The organism is Mesorhizobium sp. M0771 (assembly GCF_040320155.1).
GTDB lineage: Bacteria > Pseudomonadota > Alphaproteobacteria > Rhizobiales > Rhizobiaceae > Mesorhizobium.
Genome location: NZ_JAMYPC010000030.1, coordinates 25,252 through 44,763 on the forward strand (window position 1 = coordinate 25,252; position 19,512 = coordinate 44,763).

Below are 19,512 nucleotides of genomic sequence, written 5' to 3' on the forward strand. Positions count from 1 at the left end.
AAAACCTCACGCCTCTGAAGCGGTTGTCGGCAGCAACCCTAACGCTGTGTTAACGCTTCCTTTTGGCGTTTTGCTTACCGTGTCTTTTGGCCGTTTTTCAACGCCCCCCTGCTAGAACGAGAGCCAGGCAGGGAGTTAAAAACAATGCGAACGCTTCTGTGCGGCGCGGCCCTTTTGGCCGTCATCGCCGCGCCGGCCATGGCCGAGACGCGCTATGACCGCAAGCTCGAACAGGCGGTGGCAGGCATCGTTGCCGGCAAGATGGGCGATATCAGGGGCGCTTTTTCCTACAAGCAGGTGCCGCAGCTTGTCGTCATGCCGGACGCACCAGTCGTTGCTGTCGAGCGCCCTCGCAAGCAGGCTTCAGATGACGGAAGCGACGGCCTGATGCCGGCCGTTGAACGGCAGGTCTCACGGACGATCTTCTAAAACCACATATCGCGCACGCAGCGTCCATCGCGCGGCAGGTCGTCATAAGTTTCCAGCCCGTCGAAATGATCGATCGGCAGGTCGGCGACCGCCTCCGGCGGCGCCAGCCTGACATTGACGGCGATCCGCGTGCGGCCGCTGTCGCTGCGGCGCAAACCGCGCCAGGCAAGCACACAGGCACATGTCGGGCAAAACAGGATTTCTAGCGACGGCGTCTCCTTCCCGGCGCGGGTGTAGGACTGCACAGGCCCCGCAAGCCGGATACGCTCGTCGACAAAGTCATAGGCCCAGAGCGTGCCATAGCGGCGGCAAAGCGTGCAATTGCAGGCCGTGATCGGGCCGGGATCGCCTTCCAGGGTCCAGTGGGCGACGCCGCAATGGCAGGTTCCCGTCAGCATTCGTCTTCCTCCGCATTGCCTGAGCCTCTACATCTTGCCGGACTGGCTGCGATATTCAACCGGGCGGACTGGCTTGCGGCCCGGGTCTCGACGTCCTCCCATGCCAATGTCCTTGCCTTCGCGGCCGGCTTTCGCCATGAAGGCCGATGAACTCCCCTCTGCCAGCCAGCACACGCCAGCGGCTCGACGAATTGCTCGTCCAGCGCGGCCTGTTTGCGAGCCGCTCGCGCGCCCGCGACGCGGTCGAGCGCGGCACCGTGACGGTCGACGGCGTGGTCGCCCGCAAGCCCGGCCAGACGGTTCTGCCGCACTGTCTCATCGTCATCGACGATCCGGCGCAGGGTTATGTCTCACGCGCGGCGCTGAAGCTGATCGCCGGGCTCGACCATTTCAGTCTCGATCCCGCGGGTAGTGAAGCTCTCGATATCGGCGCCTCGACCGGCGGCTTCACCCAGGTGCTGCTCGAACGCGGCGCGGCCCATGTCACGGCCATCGATGTCGGCCACGGCCAGATGCATCCCGACATTGCGGGCGACCCGCGCGTGACGGTCATCGAGGGCCTCAACGCTCGCGAGCTCACGGCTGCCGATCTCGGCGGCCGCATCCCGGATTTCATCGTCTCCGATGTAAGCTTCATCTCGTTGAAACTGGCGATGCCACCGGCGTTGGCATTGGCACGGGACGGCGCTCGTGCGGTGTTTCTGGTCAAGCCGCAATTCGAGGCCGGCCGCGAGGCGATCGGCAAGGGCGGTCTTTTGAAAGACCCTTATGACGCCGCCCGTGTGGCCGGCTTGCTGCAGGAATGGCTCGAAGGCGTCCCTGGCTGGCGTACATTGGGCTTGCACATGTCGCCGATCGAAGGCGGGGACGGCAATCGCGAATTCCTGCTTGCCGGGATCAAGGATGCCGGGACCAAGGATGCCGGGACCAAGGACCGATGAGCACGGGCTTCACCATCAAGAGACTGGGTTCGCAGGGCGACGGCGTCGCCGAGACGGAAACCGGCGAGCTGTTCATTCCCTTCACCCTGCCCGGCGAGACCGTCACCGCCGCGCGCGAGAGGGATCGCGCCATGCTGATGGCGGTATTGGAGACGTCGCCGCTGCGTATCGATCCGGCCTGCCGGCATTTCACCGAATGTGGCGGCTGCGCCGTCCAGCATCTGCAAGCCGACGCTTACCAGCAATGGAAACGCGACAAGGTCGTGCATGCCTTGAAAGGCATTGCCGGCGACATCGGCGCCCTGGTGCCGTGTGCGCCACACACACGCCGCCGCGTCGTGCTTGCCGCCAGGCGCGCCGACACAGGCATGCTGCTTGGCTTCCATCGCCATCTGTCGCCGGAAATCATCCCCATCGAGGAATGTCCGATCTCGCTGCCGGAGATCGTTGCCGCGCTCGATCGCTTGAGGTCGGTCGCCGACCTGGTTTGCGCCACCACCAAATCGTTCCGGATGGCGGTCACTGTGACGGGCTCGGGGCTTGACGTCGCTGTCTATGAGTCGGGCAAGCTGGGCGAGAACCAGCGCCGGGTCGCCTCCAACTTCATCATGGCCAATGGCTTTGCCCGGCTTTCGATCGACGACGAGATTGTCATCGAGCCGAAAAAGCCGGTGGTCATGTTCGGCACCGTCGCTGTCGCCATACCGCCTGGCGCCTTCCTGCAGGCAACGCAAGCCGCCGAACAGACGATGGCCGATCTCGTTGGCGGACATCTGAAGCGTGCCAGGAAAGTCGCGGATCTTTTCGCCGGCTGCGGCAGCTTTGCGCTTCGGCTGGCGGCCAAATCCGAAGTCCACGCGGTCGAAGGCGACGCGGCAGCCCTTTCGGCGCTCGACCGCGGATCGCGCTTCGCCACCGGCCTGAAGCGGGTAACCGGCGAACGCCGCGACCTGTTCCGGCGGCCGCTGACGTTCAAGGAGCTGAATGCTTTCGATGGCGTCGTCTTCGACCCGCCGCGCGCCGGCGCCGAGGACCAGTCGAAGCAGATCGCCCGCTCGGATGTGCCGTTCGTCGCCGCCGTCTCCTGCAATCCGGTGACGCTGGCACGAGACCTGCGCATCCTGATTGACGGCGGCTACATCTTGAAGAGCGTCACGCCCATCGACCAGTTCCTGTGGTCGCCGCATGTCGAGGCCGTGGCGCTGCTGGAGAAGCCGAAACGGCGACGTTAATCCGCCGATTTTCACAAGGCCGTGCTTGAGTTTGCCGCCCCCCGCAAGACGTAGCCGGCTGGCAAACTAGCCTTCGCGAACGCTTTCGTACCCGGCCGCTTGTGCGGCCTTGATGAACTTACGGTCGAAGGACACAAATGCTGAGCAGTGCGAGGACTTGCCCAGATGGAGCGCATCGGCGAAATCCATTCCCGTCTCGGCTAGATCGACCGCGGAAGAGACCATCGCAGCATCCTCTATCTCGACAGTGGGAAGCCCGCCGAACACCCGCAGTGCATTGACGATCGAGGCCTGATCATAACCATAGCCGCTGCGCAGCACCCACTCAGCCTCCAGGATCACCGTGACGGCGACGAAAACGGGCTGACCGTCGATCAGCCGCCGGGCTCGCGGGGACTGCTCGGGATCGTCGTTCGTCAGATACCTGACGACAACGTTGGTATCAATCGCGAGCATGGCGCCGCCGTGCTTCAGCAAGGACGGCCGCGTCCATTTCCTCCAAGGTCTTCGGTCTGCCACTGTGCGGCAGGACACCAAAGACATCTTCTGGTCGTGTCGGGGCAAAGGCAGGCGCCGGTCTCAAAAGTACACCGTCCGGTGTGTCTTCGACCTGCAGGCGCGTGCCCGCGCCCCAGTCCCTCCGTTTGCGGATAGCGCTGGGCAGGATGACTTGTCCCTTGGTCGAGACGGTCGTTATAAGCTTTTCTATTGCACCCATTGCGGTATTACCCTTGTGTAAGACAAAGGTAAGATATCCCTGTGAGGGGAGCTATTCAAGCCCGCCGACGTCTCCTCGCTCAAACCCTGGTGCCGCCGACCGTCATCTGGTTCATCCTGAGATGCGGCTGGCCGACGCCGACCGGCACGCCTTGTCCGGCCTTGCCGCACATGCCGATGCCGGTGTCGAGTTTCATGTCGTTGCCGATCATCGACACACGGTGCATGGCGTCCGGTCCGTTGCCGATCAGCATGGCGCCCTTGATCGGCTGCGTCACCTTGCCGTTTTCGATCATGTAGGCCTCGGTGCAGCCGAACACGAACTTGCCTGAGGTGATGTCGACCTGGCCGCCGCCGAAGGATACGGCATAGATGCCGTTCTTGACCGAGGCGATGATCTCATCCGGCTCCATGTCGCCCGCCGTCATATAGGTGTTGGTCATGCGCGGCATCGGCTGGTGCGCATAGCCTTCGCGCCGGCCGTTTCCCGTGGCTTTCATGCCCATCAGCCGGGCGTTCTGGCGGTCCTGCATGTAGCCGACAAGCTTGCCGTCCTCGATCAGCACATTGCGGGCCGAAGGCGTGCCTTCATCGTCGACGGTCAGCGAACCTCGCCGCTCCGGCATGGTGCCGTCATCGACCACGGTAACGCCCTTGGCGGCGACCTGCTGGCCGAGCAGGCCGGCAAAGGCGGAGGTCTTCTTGCGGTTGAAGTCGCCCTCCAGCCCATGGCCGACGGCTTCGTGCAGCATCACGCCTGGCCAGCCGCTGGACAAAACGATGTCGAACGTTCCGGCCGGCGCGGGAATGGCTTCGAGATTGACCAGCGCCTGCCTGAGCGCCTCCCTGGCCGCATGCTTCCAGGCGTCCTCGACCAGGAACTCGCCGAACGCCTTGCGCCCGCCCATGCCATAGGAGCCGCTTTCCTGGCGGTCGCCGTCGCCGACGACGACGGAAACGTTGATGCGGACCAGCGGGCGGATGTCGCGCACGATCTGGCCGTCGGCGCGCACGATCTCGACATGCTGCCAGGACGCCGCGAGCGAGGCCGTCACCTGGCGCACGCGCGGGTCCTCGGCGCGCAGCCATGCGTCGATTTCCTGCAACAGCTTGGCCTTGACCTCGAAGGAGGGCGAGGGGATCGGGTTCTCCTCGCCATAGAGATGGCGGTTGGTGCGCGCGGGTGCCGCGGCAAGCGTGCCGGAATAGCCGCCCCTGACTGTCGAGACGGCGTCGGCGGCGCGCAGCAGCGACGCCTCCGAAAGATCGCTGGAATGAGCGTAGCCGCTGGCCTCGCCGGCCACGGCGCGCAGGCCAAAACCCTGGTCGGTGTTGAAATTGGCGGTCTTCAGCCTGCCATTGTCGAACATCAGCGCTTCGCTCTCGCTGTATTCGAGGAACAGTTCGCCGTCGTCGGCGCCGTTCAGTGTGTCGGCGACGATCCGCTTGATGCGATCATCTGAAATGTCGAATTGGCCGGTCAGGCTGTTCATGGCAGGTCCGCTCACAGGAGGAATGGTGTTGCCACGATGTAGGCGCGAAGACGCGCCTGCACAATCCGCAATGACGATCCGCAGCAGGTAGGAGCGGGTAGCCCCGCCCCTGAACATGACATCCATCTTGAAGTTCGACCCGTCACCCGAAAAGGCCTTCACCCAGCGATATTTCTTGTTCCATTCATTGGCCTGGTCGGCCGTGAAGGGGTCGGTATAGCCCGAGGAGAACTGGATCGACTTGCACTTCTCATGGTTTTCGCAGCCATAGAAGTAGATGACATATTTCATGCCCTGAAGCCGGCCCGAGACCATCGGATCGCCCCGTCGTCCTTGTCCATCTTGGCCGAGCCATAGCCTTTCGCAAGCTCGAAAATGACGGCCGGATCGGGCGCCGTGATGATTTCGGAATCCTCGGCAAAGGCGACGGAAGCGGCGCCGGTCAGGATTAGACCGGTCGACAAAAGCAAAGAACAAGCACGCATGATGACCCCCACAGCCAAAGATCAAACCCGTGGGAATTGTGAGGAAAGACGGTTTCGCAAGCATCAAGCTCAGGGCAGGGCGGCAAAACCGTCGGCGAAGCCCTTGAGGTCGACGGGGATGCCGATGCCTTCTTCCGGCGTCTGGAAGACGATGAAGGTGGCCGACGTCCCGGTCTTCAGCGTATCGAGCAGCGGCTTTTCGAGAATGACCTCGGCATAGCAGCCGTCCTGGAAGCAGCGCACGAAATAGGCGCGGCCAATATCCTTGCCGTCGACATTGAGGCCCAGGCCATTGGGCAGCAGAACGCCGAGCGGGGCCAGCACGCGCAGGATCTCGGCCTTGTTGTCGGCGGTGCGCAGGACGACGACGGACAGTCCCATTTCCGGGCGATCCTCGGCAACGACGTTCTGCATCATCACGCATTGTTCCGAGGTGGCGCCGGCCGGCGTGTCGCAGATGATCGACCACGCGCCATGCGTTGACTTGACCGTGCCGCTGGGCTGCGCTGCATTGGCGACGCCGGTTGCGGACGAGCCGATACCGATCAGGGCGGCGAGAAAAACGACCTTCGCCCCGCTTCTCGAAAGCCAAGCGCTTTTCGAATGCCAGGCGCTCTTCGAATGCCAGGCGTTTCTCGAAAGCCAAGAGGTCATGACGGCTCCATTGCGAATCACGGCACTTTAAGCCGCGCCAAGGCCAAGTAAAGGATAGGGCGACCGCCGGTCAGCCCCGGCTGGCGCAATAATGCGCTTTTCCCTAGCAAATTCGCCCGAATTGCGACCGTCGGGCGCATTCCGGACACAAGCCCGCATAGCCTGTCTGTCGACGACCCGCGCGGGCCACGAGGCCGTCGAAACAGCGCGGCAGCACTTGCGCGCAAAAATGCCGCACGGTTTCGCCCGCTCCTTTCTTGCGGAGGGAAATAGAGTATGGTTTGAACCACCCTTGGGACTGTCCGGGATTCCCATCCCGGCATTGTTCGATATTCTTGCGTCGCGATCGCGAGGAACCGGGAGATGAAGAGGGCGATGAGAAAATTCCCAGCAAGCGCCAAATTGATGGCAACGGCAGGCGCCGCCGCCGCATTTTTCGCCGGTGCCTCCGCCCATGCGGCCCAGCCGCAGCCGTGGGAGATGACTTTTCAGCCGCCGGCGACAGACATGATGCGGCAGATCGAGTGGTTCGGGAACTACACGATGTGGTTCGTCGTCCCGATCACTGCTTTGGTTCTGGCGCTTCTCGCCTGGTGCATCTTCAGGTTCCGCGCCAGCAAAAACCCGGTTCCGTCCAAGACCAGCCACAACACGCTGATCGAGATCATCTGGACAGTCGGGCCGGTCGTCGTCCTGCTGTTCATCGCCATTCCCTCGTTCCAGTTGCTGACGGCGCAGTACACGCCGCCGGAAGAGGCCAAGCTGACCGTCAAGGTAACGGGCAATCAGTGGAACTGGGACTATGAGTACCAGACCGAGAACACGCTCTCCTTCAACTCGGCCATCCTGCAGGACGCCGACCGAGCCGCGATCGGCAAGGAAGACCGCAAGGTCTATCCGCGCCTGCTGGCGGTCGACAACGAGCTGGTCGTGCCGGTCAACACCATGACGCGCGTCCTGGTTACCGCAGCCGACGTGATCCATTCTTTTGCCGTTCCGGCCTTCGGCATCAAGATGGACGCGGTTCCCGGCCGCACCAACGAGACGTGGTTCAAGGCGGAAAAGGAAGGCATCTATTACGGCCAGTGCTCGCAGCTCTGCGGCAAGGACCATGCCTTCATGCCGATCGCCGTCCGCGTCGTATCCGATGCGCAGTACAAGACCTGGCTGGCAGCAGCCAAGACCGACCTCCCCGGCGCCAACAAGGCGCTGATGGCCGAGGTCGACGGTACCAACAAGGTAGCGGCCGCCGGCAATTGATGCCGCGGGTTAGCAAGAATTAGGGAACGGAGCCGACCATGGCAGAAGCTGCAGCTCACGACGACCACGACCACAAGCCCTATCATGGCTGGGTCCGGTGGGTGTACTCCACCAACCACAAGGACATCGGCACGCTCTACCTGATCTTCGCGATCTTCGCGGGCATCGTCGGCGGCGCGCTTTCGGTCGTCATCCGCATGGAGCTGCAGGAGCCGGGCATCCAGATCTTCACCGGTCTGGCGCAGATGGTCTATGGCATGAACGGCGATGCCGCCATCGACGGCGGCAAGAGCATGTACAACGCCTTCGGCACCGCGCACGCGCTGATCATGATCTTCTTCATGGTCATGCCGGCGCTGATCGGCGGCTTCGCCAACTGGATGGTGCCGATCATGATCGGCGCGCCTGACATGGCCTTCCCGCGCATGAACAACATCTCGTTCTGGCTGCTGCCGCCGGCCTTCCTGCTGCTCATCGCTTCGGCTTTCATGCCGAGCGCGCCCGGCGCCTATGGCGTTGGCGGCGGCTGGACGCTCTATCCGCCGCTGTCGACCTCCGGCCAGCCCGGGCCGGCCATGGATCTGGCGATCCTGTCGATCCACATTGCCGGCGCGTCCTCGATCCTCGGCGCCATCAACTTCATCACCACCATTTTCAACATGCGCGCGCCGGGCATGACGCTGCACAAAATGCCGCTATTTGCCTGGTCGGTTCTGATCACCGCCTTCCTGCTGCTCTTGTCGCTTCCGGTTCTGGCCGGTGGCATCACCATGCTGCTTACCGACCGCAATTTCGGCACCACCTTCTTCGCCCCGGATGGCGGCGGCGATCCGATCCTGTTCCAGCATCTGTTCTGGTTCTTTGGTCACCCCGAAGTGTACATCCTGATCCTGCCGGGCTTCGGCATCATCAGCCACATCGTCTCGACCTTCTCGAAGAAGCCGGTGTTCGGCTATCTCGGCATGGCCTACGCCATGGTCGCGATCGGCGCCGTCGGCTTCATCGTCTGGGCGCACCACATGTACACGACCGGCCTGTCGCTCGACACGCAGCGCTACTTCGTCTTCGCCACCATGGTCATCGCCGTACCGACAGGCGTGAAGATCTTCTCTTGGATCGCGACGATGTGGGGCGGCTCGATCTCGTTCAAGACGCCGATGCTGTGGGCGCTGGGCTTCATCTTCCTGTTCACGGTCGGCGGCGTCACCGGCGTCCAGCTCGCCAACGCCGGCCTCGACCGCTCGCTGCATGACACCTATTTCGTCATTGCCCACTTCCACTATGTGCTGTCGCTTGGCGCGGTCTTCGCCATCTTCGCCGGCTGGTACTACTGGTTCCCCAAGATGACCGGCTACATGTACTCGCCGGTGATCGCCAACACCCACTTCTGGGTCACCTTCGTCGGCGTCAATTTGATCTTCTTCCCGCAGCATTTCCTCGGCCTGGCCGGCATGCCGCGCCGCACCATCGACTATCCCGACGCGTTCGCCGGCTGGAACATGGTGTCGTCCTACGGCTCCTATATATCGGCCGTCGGCGTGGTGATCTTCCTCTATGGCGTGTTCGAGGCCTTCCAGAAGAAGCGCGTCGCCGGCGCCAACCCGTGGGGCGAGGGTGCAACGACGCTCGAATGGCAGCTGCCTTCGCCGCCGCCTTTCCACCAGTGGGAACAGCTGCCGAAGATCAAGTAAGGCAGCCCGAATACGAAACCGCCGGCCCGCCGGCGGTTTTCGGCCAACGGAATGATTGGACTTATGTACGCATGGCCCTTGTCGACGACCCAATGATTGACGAAGCGGGCTTTCGCATGTCGGAAGCCACGTCGGGCGATTTCTTCGCCCTGCTGAAGCCGCGCGTCATGTCGCTGGTGGTGTTCACGGCCTTTGTCGGCATGGTCGCTGCGCCCGTGACCATCAACCCGCTGCTGGCGGTGATCGCCATCCTGGCCATTGCCATCGGCGCCGGCGCCTCGGGTGCGCTCAACATGTGGTACGACGCCGACATCGATGCGGTGATGAGCCGGACCGCCGGCCGCCCGGTACCCTCCGGCCGCATCCTGCCCGGCGAAGCCCTGAGCTTCGGCCTTGTGCTTTCGGTGCTGTCGGTGATGACGCTGGGCGTGCTGGTCAACTGGCTGTCGGCGGCGCTGCTTGCCTTCACCATCTTCTTCTACGCCGTCGTCTACACGATGTGGCTGAAGCGCTCGACGCCGCAGAACATCGTGATCGGCGGTGCCGCCGGCGCCATCCCGCCGGTCATCGGCTGGGCCGCGGTGACCGGAACGGTGAGCCTGGAAAGCCTCGTCCTGTTCCTGATCATCTTCCTGTGGACGCCGCCGCACTTCTGGGCGCTGGCGCTGTTCAAGTCCGACGACTACGCCAAGGCCGGCATCCCGATGATGCCGAACGTTGCCGGCCAGGCCTCGACCCGCCGCCAGATCTTTGCCTACGCCCTGATCCTGGCGCCGATCGGCGTGCTGCCCTGGGTGCTCGGTTTCACTACCGCCTTCTATGGCGTCGCATCAGTGGCTCTCGGCGCCGGCTTCGTCTGGTATGCCTGGAAAGTGCTGTGCATGACCGATAGCGACCGCGTCATGAAGCCGGCCAAGGCTCTGTTCGCCTATTCGCTGCTCTACCTCTTCGCCATCTTCGCCATCTATCTTGCCGACTGTGTCGTCGGTCGCGCTTTGGCCATCGGTGGAGCATGACCATGATCGACAAGAAGCTTGAACTGGTCACGCTGACCGAAAGCCAGAAGAAGGCGCGGCGCAACCGTTCGGCGGCGATCGGCGTCGCGCTGGCGATTCTGGTCGTCATCTTCTACGTCGCGACCATCGTGAAATTCGGCCATACCGGATGAGGCCGATGATGACCCGCCAGACCGTGACCGATCCCAGGAAGAAGAACACCAACCGCGTCGTCGCCGCCGTCTGCGTCGCCTTCTTCGGCGGCATGATCGGCATGGCCTACGCCGCGGTGCCGCTCTACAAGATGTTCTGCCAGGCCACCGGCTATGGCGGCACCACGCAGCGCGCCGAAAAGCAATATGCCGGCCGCATCCTCGACCGTGACATCACCGTGCGCTTCGACGCCAACACCAACGGCATTCCGTGGCAGTTCCAGCCGGTCGCCCGTTCGGTCACCATCAAGATCGGCGAGACCACGCAGGCGCATTACAGCGCCACCAACAAGTTCGACCGCGCCGTTACCGGCCGCGCCACCTTCAACGTGCAGCCGGAACTGGCAGGCCCCTACTTCAACAAGGTCGAGTGTTTCTGCTTCACCGACACGACGCTGAAGCCCGGCGAGACGCTGGACATGCCGGTCGTGTTCTATGTGGATCCCGATATCGTCAACGTGCCGGAACTGAAGGACTTGAACACGATCACCCTGTCCTACACCATGTTCCCGGTCCAAAAGAACAAGCCGGTGGCGTCATCGACGCCGAACAGCAGCAGCAAAGTTTCAGATACCGAAGCAAATCTCGGGGGTTGATATGGCAGACGCGCACGCAAAACCACAACACGACTACCATCTCGTCAACCCGAGCCCGTGGCCCTTCCTGGGGTCGATCGGCGCGCTGGTGACTGCAGTCGGCGGCGTCGCCCTGATGCAGTATCTCAAGAACGGCGATTTTCCGATTTTCGGCCACAACATCGCCAATCCATGGCTGTTCTTCATCGGCCTGGTCATCGTCCTCTACACGATGTTTGCCTGGTGGTCGGACACCATCAAGGAAGCGCATGAGGGCCACCACACGCGCGTCGTGTCGCTGCATCTGCGCTACGGCATGATCATGTTCATCGCTTCGGAAGTGATGTTCTTCGTTGCCTGGTTCTGGGCCTATTTCGATGCCAGCCTGTTTCCGAGCGAAGTGCAGAATTACGCCCGCACCGCTTTCACTGGCGGCGTCTGGCCGCCGAAGGGTCTCGAAGTCCTCGATCCGTTCCATCTGCCGCTCTACAACACCATCATCCTGCTTCTGTCGGGCACCACGGTGACATGGGCGCACCATTCGCTCATCCATGGCGACCGCAAGGGCCTGATCAACGGCCTGGTGCTGACCGTCGGCCTCGGCATGCTGTTCACCATGGTGCAGGCCTACGAGTACATGCACGCTCCGTTCGGCTTCAAGGATTCCATCTACGGCGCCACCTTCTTCATGGCGACCGGCTTCCATGGCTTCCACGTCATCATCGGCACCATCTTCCTGCTGGTCTGCCTGATCCGCGCCTGGAAAGGCGACTTCACGCCCAAGCAGCATTTCGGCTTCGAGGCGGCTGCCTGGTACTGGCACTTCGTCGACGTGGTCTGGCTGTTCCTGTTCGCATCGATCTACGTCTGGGGATCGGTCGGCGCGGTGATCGAAGGCCACTGACGGCTTTCACCGAACCGACAAATCAGAAGGGCGGTCGCGGCAACGCGGTCGCCTTTCTTCTTTTCGGCGCCCATCAATGGCCAACGGATTCGGCTGGTCGGGCTGGCTGCTTCAATTGGTCGACTGGACCGATGGCTGCATTGGGGTTACCGACTGCGACATGGACGAAATCTGGACTATGGTGCCGGATGGAACGCTGATCGAAATCGAGCCATAAAGCATGACTATCCATGAGTGAAGACAGGGCGATCTGGCCACCCATCGAGCCGATCTCGGCCGGCCTGCACGGACGCTGCCCGCGCTGCGGCGAAGGACGGCTGTTTTCCGGCTTCCTCACCGTCGGCAAGCGCTGCAACAATTGCGGCCTCGACTATTCCTACGCCGATGCCGGCGACGGCCCGGCGGTGTTCGTCATCCTGATCATCGGCTTCATCGTCGTTGGGCTGGCGCTGTGGGTGGAGGTGAAGCTGAGCCCGCCGCTGTGGCTGCATTTCATCATCTGGATACCGCTGGCCGTGGCGCTGTGCCTGACGGCGCTGAGGCTGATCAAGGGGGTGCTGCTGACGCTTCAATACGCCAACAAGGCGGCCGAAGGCCGCCTGGACCAGGGGCAATGAACGAGGCGCTGACGAAGCCCGCCGGCCGCTCGCGGCCGAAGACGGCATTGCTGCTCGGCCTCGGCCTGGTGGTGTTCGTCATCCTGCTCGGGCTTGGCACATGGCAGGTGCAGCGCCTGTACTGGAAGGAAGCCCTTCTGCAGACCATCGACCAGCGCACCCATTCAGCGCCGCAGCCGCTGGCGGACGTCGAGAAGGAATTCGCTGCCACCGGTGATGTCGACTACACGCCGGTCACCGTCAGCGGGACGTTCCTGCACTCCGGCGAGCGGCATTTCTACGCCACATGGGAGGGCGACGCCGGCTTCAACGTCTATACCCCGCTGGCCCTCGACGATGGCCGCTATGTCCTGATCAACCGCGGCTTCGTTCCCTATGATCTCAAGGATGCCGCCAAGCGCCCGCAAGGGCAGGTGACCGGCAAGGTCACGGTCACCGGCCTGGCGCGCAACCCGCTGCCGGCCAAGCCGTCGATGATGCTGCCCGACAATGACGTGGCCAAGAACATCTTCTATTGGAAGGACCGCGATGCCATGGCGGCGAGTGCCGGCCTGCCGGCGCGTGCCGTGCTGGTGCCGATCTTCATCGACGCCGACAAGACGCCGAACCCGGGCGGGCTGCCGGTCGGCGGCGTCACCATCATCGACCTGCCGAACTCTCATCTGCAATATGCCTTCACCTGGTTTGGCCTGGCGGCGGCTCTTGCCGCGGTTCTGATCGTCAGGCTGCGCCGTCCGGCAAAGACTGAATGATCCAGAGCATGATCCCGAAAACTGGGAACCGGTTTTTCGGACAAGATCATGCTCCAGCAAAGAGTTGGATCAGGTTGACCATTCAACCTGATCTCAACTGCCCTTGACAGGGCAGGGGTGCACACCTCATTTCGCGTCACGATACGATCAACCGATCTGGAATCATGCTGCAGACCGCCACAAAACCACCGCTGACGATCCGGCTCTGCCAGCCGCGCGGCTTTTGCGCCGGCGTCGACCGCGCGATCCAGATTGTCGTGCTGGCGTTGAAGAAATACGGCGCGCCGGTTTATGTCCGCCACGAGATCGTTCACAACCGCTATGTCGTCGAAGGCCTGCAAAGCCTTGGCGCGGTTTTCATCGAGGAACTCTCGGAAATCCCGGCCGAGCACCGCAAGTCGCCGGTTGTCTTCTCGGCCCACGGCGTGCCGAAATCGGTGCCGGCCGACGCCAAGGCACGCGAGCTCTTCTATCTCGACGCCACCTGCCCGCTGGTGTCCAAGGTGCACAAGCAGGCGATGCGCCATCAGCGGCTCGGCCGCCATGTGCTTTTGATCGGCCATGCCGGCCATCCCGAAGTGATCGGCACCATGGGCCAGCTGACGGAAGGCGCCGTCACGCTGATCGAGACCGAAGCCGACGCTGGGACCTTTGCCCCCGCCGACCCGGAAGCGCTCGGCTTCGTAAGCCAGACAACGTTGTCGGTCGAAGACACTGCCGGCATATTGCGGGTGCTGCAGGAGCGCTTCCCGCAACTGCATGCACCGGCCGCCGAATCGATCTGCTACGCCACCACCAACCGCCAGGAAGCGGTCAAGGAAACCGCCGCCGGCGCCGATCTCTATCTGATCGTCGGTGCGCCCAATTCCTCCAATTCGCGCCGTCTTGTCGAAGTGGCGGAGCGCGCCGGCGCCACCATGTCGCTTCTCGTACAGCGCGCCGCCGAAATTCCGTGGAATGACTTCACAAACATCTCGACGCTCGGCCTGTCTGCCGGCGCGTCGGCGCCGGAGATCATCGTCGACGAGATCATCGACGCCTTCCGCCAGCGCTTCGAGGTGACCATCGACCTGGCGATCACGGCCACCGAAACGGAGGATTTTCCAGTCATGCGGGTTCTGCGCGATGTCGAACTGACGCGGGCCGACATGGCCTTCGTCAACGGAGCCGCGTGAAGAGCCCATGGCGGTCTACACCGACGTCAATGAGGGCGAACTCGGCGCGTTCCTGAGGGCATATCCTGTCGGCGAACTCTTGTCCTACAAGGGTATCGCCGAAGGCACGGAGAATTCGAATTTCCTGCTGCACACCTCAAGCGGCTCTTACATACTGACGCTCTACGAGAAGCGCGTCGACAAGGCCGACCTGCCGTTCTTCCTCGGCCTGATGGGCCATCTCGCCCGCAAAGGCATTTCCTGCCCGCTGCCGGTGACCGCGCATGACGGCACCGTCATCGGCACGCTGGCCGGCCGTCCCGCGGTCATCATCACCTTCCTCGAAGGCCTGTCGCTGCGGCGGCCGACAGCGGCGCATTGCGCCGAGGTCGGCAAGGCGCTCGCCGCCCTGCATTTGGCCGGGCAGGATTTTGCGATGACGCGTGACAACGCACTGGCCATCGAGGGCTGGCGCAAATTGTGGAACGCCTCGCGCGACCGAGCCGACGAGGTCGAGCCGGGACTGGCGGCCGAGGTCGACGCCGATTTCGCGGATTTCGAACGCCATTGGCCGCAGGGCCTTCCTGCCGGCATCATCCATGCCGATCTGTTTCCCGACAATGTCTTCTTCCTCGGCGAGAAACTGTCCGGCCTCATCGACTTCTATTTCGCCTGCCACGACCTCTACGCCTATGACGTCGCCACCTGTCTCAACGCCTGGTGTTTCGAGAAGGATTTCTCCTTCAACCTGACCAAAGGCACGGCGCTGCTGGCCGGCTATCGGAGCGTGCGGCCTTTGAGCGATGGCGAGAAAGCAGCGCTGCCGATGCTTTCGCGCGGTTCGGCGCTGCGCTTCATGCTGACCCGGCTCTATGACTGGCTGACGGTTCCAGAGGGCGGGCTGGTCATGAAGCGCGATCCGACCGAATATATCCGCCGCATGCGCTTCCACCGCGCGATCAGGTCGCCTTCGGAATACGGACTGACATGACCAAGCAGGTTGAAATCTTCACCGACGGCGCCTGCTCGGGCAATCCCGGTCCCGGCGGCTGGGGCGCCATCCTGCGCTTCAACGGCAAGACCAGGGAATTGTCGGGCGGCGAGGCCGAGACGACCAATAACCGCATGGAGCTGCTGGCCGCCATCTCGGCGCTGAATGCGCTGAAGGAGCCGTGCGCCGTCGAGCTTCACACCGACAGCAAATATGTCATGGACGGTATCTCCAAATGGATCCATGGCTGGAAGAAAAACGGCTGGAAGACCGCTGACAAGAAGCCGGTCAAGAACGGTGAACTGTGGCAGGCGCTGGATGAGGCCAATCGGCGCCACAAGGTGACCTGGAACTGGGTCAAGGGCCATGCCGGCCACACCGAGAACGAACGCGCCGACGAACTCGCAAGGGAAGGCATGGCGCCGTTCAAGAGGGGCTCAGCCAAACCTGCGGCGCCGAAAGTGGCGCTGAAGCCGGGGGCATCCGAGAAGCAGCCGGCGCCACGGGCACGGCGCTCGACCCAAAGCTATTGAGCTCAAGCTATCGGCAGCGGATCTCACTCATGCCGATCGTATACTACATCACCCATCCCCAGGTTCAGATCGATGCCAACGTTCCCGTGCCGCACTGGGGGCTGTCCGAGATCGGACGAGCGCGAGCATCAGCTAAGCTCGATCAGCCATGGGTCGGATCGATCCGCCGTGTCGTCTCGTCGGCCGAGCGCAAGGCGATCGAAACCGCCGAGATCCTTGGCAAACACCTCGGCCTCGCGGTCGAGGTGAAGGAGCGCATGCATGAGAACGATCGGTCGGCAACCGGCTTCCTGCCGCCGCCGGAGTTCGAGGCGGTCGCCGACCAGTTCTTCGCCAATCCGCACAAAAGCATTCGCGGCTGGGAACGGGCCATCGACGCCCAGCAACGCATTGTCAGCGAGGTCGAAACGGTGCTGGGTGCTGCCGACGGCGGCGACATTGCCTTCGTCGGCCATGGCGGCGTCGGAACGCTCTTGCTGCTCTCGCTCAGCGGCCGCGCAATCAGCCGCGCGGCGGATCAGCCGGCCGGCGGCGGCAATTACTTCGCCTATGATGTCGGCACGCGCCGCGTCGTCCACGGATGGCGGCCGATAGACAGTCTGGCGCCGCGCTAAAGCGGATGTCAGGAGATCATCGATACCGTAGCCGCGATGAAGCCGCTGGCGACCAGCGGATAGAACCTGTCCTCAGCGGATCAGCAGGGCCGTGCCGTAGAGGCCGAGCGCGAACACCGTGTGCGAGATCACGTTGAAGGCGCGGATCTGCATCGCGTTGGGGCGCTTTGACGCAGCCCAGCCGGCGCCCATGCCGGGCGCCAGCAGGAACCAGCCGGCGCCGATGGTGACCATGCCGAGGATGAAGGCCGGCAGGAAGGTCGGCGCGTCCAGCCATGCCGTGCCCGCCAGCGCCACCAGGATGAAGCCGTAGACGATGCCGGTGACATAATGGAAGGCCCAGCCCAGCGCCTGCTCATGCGCATAGGGTGCGGCATGGGCGATATCGTCGTGGAAAACCTTGCCTTCCCTAAGGTGCCAGACCCAGCGGCCGGGCGGCCCCCAGTTCGGCCGCGGCTGGCTGAGCGCCAGATGCAGGAACAGCGCCCAAAGATCCATCAGCACCGTGGCGCCGATGCCAATCGCAATGCTGCGCCAGATGATGTCAAACATCGTCGATGTCCCCCAAAGCAGGCAATCCGGCTGGAAGCGCGTGGTCGTCAGGCCATCGCGTTCATGAGCCGAGGCGGCCGCCGCGGTTTAGAGCTGGCTCAGAATGTGAGCGGCACCCGACGTGTCGACTCCTGGCTTGGTCTCGACGTTGAGCGCGGTGACCTTGCCGTTGTCGACGATCATCGAGAAGCGCTTCGAGCGCAATCCCATGCCGCCGCTGGAATAGTCGGAGTCGAGGCCGATCGACTTGGCGAAGTCGCCATTGCCGTCGGCGAGATAGAGGATCTTGCCTTGACCGCCGGTGAAATTGGCCCAGGCACCCATGACATGGACGTCGTTGACCGACACGACGGCGATGGTGTCGACGCCGCGGGCCAGGATGGCATCGTGGTTCTCAAGATAGCCCGGCAGGTGGTTGTTGCTGCAGGTCGGCGTGAACGCGCCGGGAACACCGAACAGCACCACTTTCTTGCCCGCAAAAATCTCGGCCGAGGTGATCACCTTGGCGCCGTCGGCGGTCATTTCCTTGAAGGTCGCATCGGGCAGTTTGTCGCCAACGGCAATCGTCATGATGGTCCTCGTGTGAAAAGCAGGGAAGGTTTCTTGCGATAGCGAAATCGGGCATCTCCCGCAACCGCCGACAAGGCCTGGATCAAGGGAAAGCCTGGATCGGGTTCCGTATCAGGGGAACGGCAGAACGCCCTCGACCGCGCCTTCGGCACTTGTCAGGGTGTAATACAACCCGCCATCGGTCGGTGTCGTCGACGGCCGGTCGAGGATCGGAATGGTAAACACCAGCCGGCCGTCCTTTTCGCTGCGTGCAGGCGCCCCGAACATATAGTCGCGTCCCCCGGCGACGAATAAATCCGCCGCCTCCGGATCGCCGGGAAAAGTCGCCTCGACGATCAGCGTCTCATGGTCGCCCGGCAGCACCTTGATCCCGAAATCGGGCTTGGCAGGCGCGGGCAAGGTGGCGAGTGCAGCCTTCACCAGCGCCGCATCCTCGGCATTGTCGGGATCGGCGGCGGGATCGACGCTCAGCCGCGTCTGCACCGGAATACAGATCGTCTCGCAGATGCCAAGAAAGATGTCGGCGTCGATGACGGCCGCATCCCCAGGCGACGACAAAGTGAACGTCACCGGCAGCGAGACCGGATGGTTGTAGCCGGCCCATTTGCCGTAGCCGTCGTCATGGCGCTGCGGCGGCGGGAAGGATAACGCCGCATCGGTGATGTTGGTGCTGGCCGAAACGTCGATCTGCGGCGGCACGCCGGCGTCGCCCGGATCACGCCAGTAGGTCTTCCAGCCGGGCTTGAGCGCAATGTCGAGCACGCCATGGATGCGACCGGCCTCGTCGGCCTTGCCTGATGTCACCAGCCGCACCTTACCGCCTTCGCTGTTGTACCAGTCGGAAGAGGACGCGGCGGCGGGAATAGCTGCTCCGCATCCAATGGCGGCGCCGAGCAGCAGGATTTTCAATCTTTGCATGGCGTTGATTTGATCGTCAGTTCATGGCCGCGCAATGTTTTCATGGCGCTCTGCGTATCATATTTGCGTGACCTTCGGGCAAGGAACAGTTGGGTTCAAGCAATCGGCCGAGCGAAGTTCGCACTCAAGATTCAGTTGTTCCAACCATTGGGCTTTGGCCGAATCCCACGCGGCGCATCTTTTCGGCGTACCGGAAACGCGTTACGCTCCCGTCCATGGACTTGTTGCGCCACAAAAAGACGGCCGGTGGACGCGGCTTTCTTGACGACCAGTTTCTGATTGCCATGCCCGGCATGAAGGACGATCGCTTCACGCGCTCGGTCATCTACATCTGTGCGCACAGCGATGAAGGCGCCATGGGCCTGATCATCAACCAGACGCAACAGATGCTGTTTCCCGATCTTCTGGTGCAGCTCGGCATCATGAACGAGCAGGAGGCGATCAGGCTGCCGGCGCAGGCTCGCGACTTCGTCGTGCGCAATGGCGGCCCCGTCGACCGTAGCCGCGGCTTCGTCCTGCACTCGGGCGACTACCGGGTGGAATCCTCGCTCACCGTCTCCGACGATATCTGCCTGACCGCGACGGTCGACATATTGCGCGCCATCTCGTCCGGCCGCGGCCCGCGGCGCGCATTGATGGCGCTCGGCTATTCCGGCTGGGGCGCCGGCCAGCTGGAAACCGAGATCGCCGAGAATGGCTGGCTGACCTGTCCGGCCACGCCGGAGCTGCTGTTCGACGCCGACATCGAGCGGAAGTACGACCGCATCCTGGCATCGATCGGGATTGATCTGGCGCATTTGAGCCTGGCCGCGGGGCACGCCTGAA

Annotated in this window: 26 protein-coding genes; 17 read left to right on the plus strand and 9 right to left on the minus strand. The window is 63.0% G+C overall.

The window, feature by feature from the left end; translation table 11 throughout:
- Positions 1-144: 144 nt before the first annotated feature.
- Positions 145-429, plus strand: coding sequence for a hypothetical protein (locus NKI05_RS29450; protein ID WP_031206164.1), 285 nt, complete (start codon positions 145-147; stop codon positions 427-429).
- Here the strand turns inward: NKI05_RS29450 and NKI05_RS29455 are convergent.
- Positions 426-827, minus strand: coding sequence for a GFA family protein (locus NKI05_RS29455; RefSeq protein ID WP_023816788.1), 402 nt, complete (start codon positions 825-827; stop codon positions 426-428). The two genes, NKI05_RS29450 and NKI05_RS29455, sit on opposite strands and share 4 nt — an antisense overlap.
- Positions 828-973: 146 nt before the next feature.
- Between NKI05_RS29455 and NKI05_RS29460 the strand changes: the two genes are divergently transcribed.
- Together NKI05_RS29460 and NKI05_RS29465 are read left to right on the plus strand one after the other, a co-directional pair.
- A complete protein-coding gene (locus NKI05_RS29460; RefSeq protein ID WP_023816787.1) occupies positions 974-1,768 on the plus strand; it encodes a TlyA family RNA methyltransferase in 795 nt (264 codons plus the stop codon).
- Positions 1,765-3,000, plus strand: coding sequence for a class I SAM-dependent RNA methyltransferase (locus tag NKI05_RS29465; RefSeq protein WP_023668426.1), 1,236 nt, complete (start codon positions 1,765-1,767; stop codon positions 2,998-3,000). Before NKI05_RS29460 ends, NKI05_RS29465 begins: the two co-directional genes overlap by 4 nt.
- A gap of 66 nt (positions 3,001-3,066) precedes the next feature.
- Here the strand turns inward: NKI05_RS29465 and NKI05_RS29470 are convergent, their stop codons facing one another.
- The 5 genes from NKI05_RS29470 to NKI05_RS29490 all read right to left on the minus strand — a co-directional run bounded on the left by NKI05_RS29470 (position 3,067) and on the right by NKI05_RS29490 (position 6,349).
- The gene (locus NKI05_RS29470) at positions 3,067-3,456 is read right to left on the minus strand and encodes a type II toxin-antitoxin system VapC family toxin (protein WP_023687145.1); all 390 of its coding nucleotides are present in this window, start codon (positions 3,454-3,456) and stop codon (positions 3,067-3,069) included.
- The gene (locus tag NKI05_RS29475) at positions 3,443-3,718 is read right to left on the minus strand and encodes an AbrB/MazE/SpoVT family DNA-binding domain-containing protein (RefSeq protein WP_081725433.1); all 276 of its coding nucleotides are present in this window, start codon (positions 3,716-3,718) and stop codon (positions 3,443-3,445) included. The genes NKI05_RS29470 and NKI05_RS29475 overlap by 14 nt, the downstream gene beginning before the upstream one ends.
- 79 nt (positions 3,719-3,797) lie before the next feature.
- Positions 3,798-5,501 carry a metalloprotease TldD gene (gene tldD, locus NKI05_RS29480; protein ID WP_023816786.1) on the minus strand — a complete coding sequence of 568 codons (1,704 nt, stop codon included), beginning with the start codon at positions 5,499-5,501 and terminating at the stop codon, positions 3,798-3,800.
- Positions 5,498-5,695 carry a hypothetical protein gene (locus NKI05_RS29485; RefSeq protein ID WP_023687147.1) on the minus strand — a complete coding sequence of 66 codons (198 nt, stop codon included), beginning with the start codon at positions 5,693-5,695 and terminating at the stop codon, positions 5,498-5,500. The genes tldD and NKI05_RS29485 overlap by 4 nt, the downstream gene beginning before the upstream one ends.
- Before the next feature lie 69 nt (positions 5,696-5,764).
- Positions 5,765-6,349 (minus strand): invasion associated locus B family protein, encoded by a 585-nt coding sequence (locus NKI05_RS29490; protein ID WP_023668422.1) that lies wholly within the window; start codon positions 6,347-6,349, stop codon positions 5,765-5,767.
- A gap of 363 nt (positions 6,350-6,712) precedes the next feature.
- Between NKI05_RS29490 and coxB the strand changes: the two genes are divergently transcribed.
- The 13 genes from coxB to NKI05_RS29555 all read left to right on the plus strand — a co-directional run bounded on the left by coxB (position 6,713) and on the right by NKI05_RS29555 (position 16,647).
- Complete coding sequence (gene coxB, locus NKI05_RS29495) at positions 6,713-7,609, plus strand: cytochrome c oxidase subunit II (protein WP_050485823.1); 897 nt, start codon at positions 6,713-6,715, stop codon at positions 7,607-7,609.
- 38 nt (positions 7,610-7,647) lie between these two features.
- Positions 7,648-9,300 (plus strand): cytochrome c oxidase subunit I, encoded by a 1,653-nt coding sequence (ctaD, locus tag NKI05_RS29500; RefSeq protein ID WP_023668420.1) that lies wholly within the window; start codon positions 7,648-7,650, stop codon positions 9,298-9,300.
- Positions 9,301-9,371: 71 nt separating this feature from the next.
- Positions 9,372-10,316 carry a heme o synthase gene (locus NKI05_RS29505; protein WP_023668419.1) on the plus strand — a complete coding sequence of 315 codons (945 nt, stop codon included), beginning with the start codon at positions 9,372-9,374 and terminating at the stop codon, positions 10,314-10,316.
- Positions 10,313-10,468 (plus strand): cytochrome c oxidase system small membrane protein, encoded by a 156-nt coding sequence (locus NKI05_RS29510; RefSeq protein WP_023668418.1) that lies wholly within the window; start codon positions 10,313-10,315, stop codon positions 10,466-10,468. The genes NKI05_RS29505 and NKI05_RS29510 overlap by 4 nt, the downstream gene beginning before the upstream one ends.
- A gap of 8 nt (positions 10,469-10,476) precedes the next feature.
- Entirely contained in the window at positions 10,477-11,103 is a 627-nt protein-coding gene (locus NKI05_RS29515) for a cytochrome c oxidase assembly protein (protein ID WP_023740706.1), read from the plus strand.
- A 1-nt stretch (position 11,104) separates the two neighbouring features.
- Positions 11,105-11,986 carry a cytochrome c oxidase subunit 3 gene (locus NKI05_RS29520; protein WP_023668416.1) on the plus strand — a complete coding sequence of 294 codons (882 nt, stop codon included), beginning with the start codon at positions 11,105-11,107 and terminating at the stop codon, positions 11,984-11,986.
- Between the two features lie 76 nt (positions 11,987-12,062).
- Positions 12,063-12,203 (plus strand): L,D-transpeptidase family protein, encoded by a 141-nt coding sequence (locus tag NKI05_RS29525; RefSeq protein WP_023668415.1) that lies wholly within the window; start codon positions 12,063-12,065, stop codon positions 12,201-12,203.
- Between the two features lie 13 nt (positions 12,204-12,216).
- Positions 12,217-12,603, plus strand: a complete 387-nt coding sequence (locus tag NKI05_RS29530; protein WP_023740707.1) for a DUF983 domain-containing protein — start codon at positions 12,217-12,219, stop codon at positions 12,601-12,603.
- Positions 12,600-13,355, plus strand: a complete 756-nt coding sequence (locus tag NKI05_RS29535) for an SURF1 family protein (protein WP_023740708.1) — start codon at positions 12,600-12,602, stop codon at positions 13,353-13,355. Before NKI05_RS29530 ends, NKI05_RS29535 begins: the two co-directional genes overlap by 4 nt.
- 164 nt (positions 13,356-13,519) lie before the next feature.
- Positions 13,520-14,530, plus strand: a complete 1,011-nt coding sequence (gene ispH / locus NKI05_RS29540) for a 4-hydroxy-3-methylbut-2-enyl diphosphate reductase (RefSeq protein ID WP_023732092.1) — start codon at positions 13,520-13,522, stop codon at positions 14,528-14,530.
- A gap of 7 nt (positions 14,531-14,537) precedes the next feature.
- The gene (locus NKI05_RS29545; RefSeq protein ID WP_023747543.1) at positions 14,538-15,500 is read left to right on the plus strand and encodes a homoserine kinase; all 963 of its coding nucleotides are present in this window, start codon (positions 14,538-14,540) and stop codon (positions 15,498-15,500) included.
- Complete coding sequence (gene rnhA, locus NKI05_RS29550) at positions 15,497-16,033, plus strand: ribonuclease HI (protein ID WP_023668410.1); 537 nt, start codon at positions 15,497-15,499, stop codon at positions 16,031-16,033. Before NKI05_RS29545 ends, rnhA begins: the two co-directional genes overlap by 4 nt.
- 29 nt (positions 16,034-16,062) lie before the next feature.
- Positions 16,063-16,647, plus strand: a complete 585-nt coding sequence (locus NKI05_RS29555) for a histidine phosphatase family protein (protein WP_023816783.1) — start codon at positions 16,063-16,065, stop codon at positions 16,645-16,647.
- A 72-nt stretch (positions 16,648-16,719) separates the two neighbouring features.
- Here the strand turns inward: NKI05_RS29555 and NKI05_RS29560 are convergent, their stop codons facing one another.
- The 3 genes from NKI05_RS29560 to NKI05_RS29570 all read right to left on the minus strand — a co-directional run bounded on the left by NKI05_RS29560 (position 16,720) and on the right by NKI05_RS29570 (position 18,687).
- Positions 16,720-17,199, minus strand: coding sequence for a DUF2938 domain-containing protein (locus NKI05_RS29560; RefSeq protein WP_023816782.1), 480 nt, complete (start codon positions 17,197-17,199; stop codon positions 16,720-16,722).
- Between the two features lie 87 nt (positions 17,200-17,286).
- The gene (locus NKI05_RS29565; RefSeq protein WP_023668407.1) at positions 17,287-17,769 is read right to left on the minus strand and encodes a peroxiredoxin; all 483 of its coding nucleotides are present in this window, start codon (positions 17,767-17,769) and stop codon (positions 17,287-17,289) included.
- Positions 17,770-17,880: 111 nt separating this feature from the next.
- Positions 17,881-18,687 carry a protein-disulfide reductase DsbD domain-containing protein gene (locus NKI05_RS29570; RefSeq protein ID WP_352793858.1) on the minus strand — a complete coding sequence of 269 codons (807 nt, stop codon included), beginning with the start codon at positions 18,685-18,687 and terminating at the stop codon, positions 17,881-17,883.
- 215 nt (positions 18,688-18,902) lie between these two features.
- On the opposite strand from NKI05_RS29570, the gene NKI05_RS29575 reads away from it, so the two are divergent.
- Complete coding sequence (locus NKI05_RS29575) at positions 18,903-19,511, plus strand: YqgE/AlgH family protein (protein WP_023668405.1); 609 nt, start codon at positions 18,903-18,905, stop codon at positions 19,509-19,511.
- The last annotated feature ends 1 nt before the right edge of the window (position 19,512 follow it).